Source organism: Microcoleus sp. S36b_A4, from assembly GCF_036700645.1.
GTDB lineage: Bacteria > Cyanobacteriota > Cyanobacteriia > Cyanobacteriales > Microcoleaceae > Microcoleus.
Window position 1 is genome coordinate 1 of sequence record NZ_JAUBPI010000192.1, and the last position, 3,012, is coordinate 3,012.

Annotated in this window: 3 protein-coding genes and 1 pseudogene; 2 read left to right on the forward strand and 2 right to left on the reverse strand. The window is 45.8% G+C overall.

Going from position 1 to position 3,012, the window contains the following annotated elements; genetic code table 11:
- Positions 1–148: 148 nt before the first annotated feature.
- Positions 149–205: pseudogene (locus QUA03_RS28615) on the forward strand (hypothetical protein); the annotation flags it as partial.
- Positions 188–391 (forward strand): tetratricopeptide repeat protein, encoded by a 204-nt coding sequence (locus tag QUA03_RS28620; RefSeq protein WP_445304884.1) that lies wholly within the window; start codon positions 188–190, stop codon positions 389–391. The pseudogene QUA03_RS28615 and the gene QUA03_RS28620, both read left to right, overlap by 18 nt.
- Before the next feature lie 116 nt (positions 392–507).
- On the opposite strand, the gene QUA03_RS28625 is transcribed toward QUA03_RS28620, so the two are convergent.
- Positions 508–1,776 (reverse strand): carbamoylphosphate synthase large subunit, encoded by a 1,269-nt coding sequence (locus tag QUA03_RS28625; protein ID WP_333217069.1) that lies wholly within the window; start codon positions 1,774–1,776, stop codon positions 508–510.
- A 203-nt stretch (positions 1,777–1,979) separates the two neighbouring features.
- Complete coding sequence (locus QUA03_RS28630; RefSeq protein ID WP_333217071.1) at positions 1,980–2,873, reverse strand: isoaspartyl peptidase/L-asparaginase family protein; 894 nt, start codon at positions 2,871–2,873, stop codon at positions 1,980–1,982.
- Between the last annotated feature and the right edge of the window lie 139 nt (positions 2,874–3,012).

Here is a 3,012-nt window from a genome sequence, read left to right on the forward strand (position 1 = left end):
TCGCTGGTATTTATAATTATGAACTTTTTTTGAAGACAAACTAGCGCTCGTCTGAGACTTTCGCAAGAGGTCTACTGCCTCCCAGAGGTGATGGGTAACACCCCCTGCGAATTCGCCAACAGTCTCTCCTAATCCTTACTACAATCGGGGTTTGACTAAGTATAATCTAGGGGAAAAAGAAGCAGCGATCGCAGATTATAGTAAGGTAATCGAGCTTACTTACTATAATGCTCATGCCTACTACAATCGTGGTTTAGCCAAGTCTGACCTAGGACAAAAAGCAGAGGCGATCGCCGATTATCAAAAAGCCGCTGACTTGTACAAGTACCAAGGAAATACAAGTGATTACCAAGAGGCTATTAACAAAATTCAAGAATTATCAGCAGAGTAGCGAGTTAGAGATTGTTTTGAGAAACCGACCAATGATATTTTGCCTTGGGAAAATAGTTATTAAGCCGATTTAATTGAACCGCATAACCGCTGCAATCGGTAGAGTAGATATTAACCCTATTGCTGCAATCCCTTACTGTGCAAATTCTGTTCGATGTGCTGCATATCCTTCATATCCTCACCAGCAACTATCCCGTAAATTTCCGTGTAGATTTTCCCGTATTTAACCTTCTCTAAAGCCGACAGGATGATCAAGTCCTTGCGATCGAGTTCTGGTTTCAGGGTGACAAGAATCGATTCCAAAGTCCCATCCATTCGCCAGTCACTCGAATACTTAGCCACCTCCTTTCCCAGCCCCAGTAAGGTATGGCGCTGCACACACAGCGGAGTCGAGCCATTAACTCGGAAATTGGCATCAATGGCATACAACTCTCCCTCCGAGTCTTCCAGCACGTCGAAGCCAATAACGCCGAAATAACCCTGTTGGTGAGCATATTTACCAATAGCGGCAATCATCTCAAAAAACCTACTCATGTCGGTTTCGCGGTAGTGAATCAGTCCCCCTAAATAGCTGCCCTCTGGGGTGACAAGTTGACTGGTAGTGCCGATAAGCGTGATATCTCCCGTTTTGCTTACATAGAACTGCACGCAATAGTTTTGCACTTCATTCTTGACGAATTCCGAGACAATAATCGTATCCACCAACTTAATATCGAGATATTTCCTCACTTCCTGCAAGCAGTAGTTCAGATCGCTGGCGCTTTTGATAATATAAGTGCCTTCTCCAGAAAGTCCGTGGGATGTTTTAATCAAGTAGGGGAATTGCTCTGGTAACTGAATGCTTTCGAGATTGACTTCGTGCAGATTGTAGCTTTGGTATTTCGGACATTGCACCCCTAATTCTGCTAGCGTTGCTTTGCTGAGCAAGTGGTAGTGGATGTCGGGATGGACGGCGTGTTTTTCGGGTTTGAGATTGTCGAAGGGAAATAGAGTCAGGAGTTTGTCAAAGCGATCGCTGCTGCTGAGATCATCAAGATAAGTTGAGCAGTCTATCATCTCCATACTGCGGTAGCTGAAGCCAAAATGCTCCCGCCAATAGTCCATCAGCGAGTTTGGCGGCTCATTAATCACAATCCCTGGGATGGCCTCGCCTAACACAGCGAGATTTTTCCAAGGTTCCTTCTGGCCAATCTTGTCGAAAGAAGTTTTGGTGGCTTCACTGCTGCCGTCTTGAATAAAGTATTTTTCCCTGTTGGGGTAAGCAGCCCAACTGGCAGTTGCAGGGTAATTTAGGATGAAGGCATAACGTGCATCTGTGATATCGGAAGCAAACAAATCGGAAAGAGAATTACCCTGAAAGTAAGGAAAATCGTATGTGGAGTTCATAAGAAACCTTCAAGTCGAGTTTGAATTGAACTGTTTTCTCGGCCACTAAGTAGCTCGACATAATTAAAAGTAGGGTGGGCAAGGCCCGCCCTACAAATTGAAAAAATGTTTATTGATGTCCAGCTACTTAATACCTAGGAAACAAGATATTAGTTGCGGAATTTTAAGTCTCTCCAACTAGAGAGAATGCAGCCTCAATAATTTCAATGATGGACGAGTTGTTTTTTCTTAGTGAACACAGCCACCTTGTCCATTTCTTCGGTTCTATAAGCACAAGCCATGTCGGTTGAGTTATGCGCCCAGCCAACCCGCCCTTGAGGGTCTATGAGGATACACCCAGCTTCTCCTGCCACCTTAGATGCCAGAGTCTCAATAGCCATCTGCGCTGCATCGTCTGGGTGCTTGCCGGATGCGAGAATGTCGATCGCAACCTTAGCCAAAACTACTGGCATAATCGACTCACCATCGCCTGTGGTCGAGCAACCGCCCTGTTCATTTTCAGCAAACAAGCCTGAGCCGATAATGGCGCTGTCGCCGACGCGACCGGCGGGCTTATTCATAGTGCCGCCTGTTGAGGTACCGGCAACTAAGGTGCCACTACTATCCAAAGCTACACAACCAACGGTATTAGGGCGGTCAATAACTTCTTTTTCCTCCTCCCACTCTTCCTGTTGCTCATCCGCGATTAAGTCTTCTTTTGTACACATCTCGGCTCCAATTTCTGCCGCAAAATCTTCTGCGTGATCCGCTACTAAGAACATGGGTTTTTTATCCATAATCTTTCGCGCCACGGAGATGGGATGGCGCACCCCTTGAACATTTGCGAGGGCTCCCCAAGCTAATGAACCGCCTTCCATGATCGCTGCGTCTAGCTCTACTTCTCCCTGGTTGTTGAGAACCGATCCAAAGCCTGCGTTAAATGTCTGGTCAGCTTCCAGAACCCGGATAGCTGCCTCAACTGCTTCTGCTGCGGAACCCCCGCTTGCGAGCACTGCCCAACCCGCTTCTGCTGCTGCGGTACAGCCTGCATTGTTGGCTGCAACCTTCTCTTCTGAGATGGTTTTTGCTCCACCGTGAACAATAATGCTTAGTACCATAAATTTCCTTTTTTTAATCTTAAGCTATACTTAAAAATTCATTAGATTAATCAATTTTTAAGTAGGGCTTGCTGAAAAAGTCAGAAAACAGCATTGCGAAAAATGAGTGAATTCGAGATCGCCTTGACGAGATAAGTTT

Bases quoted from the DNA above. Each gene is read 5' to 3' on its own strand.
- QUA03_RS28625 (WP_333217069.1), bottom strand. From the start codon at position 1,776: ATGAACTCCACATACGATTTTCCTTACTTTCAGGGTAATTCTCTTTCC.
- QUA03_RS28630 (WP_333217071.1), bottom strand. From the start codon at position 2,873: ATGGTACTAAGCATTATTGTTCACGGTGGAGCAAAAACCATCTCAGAA.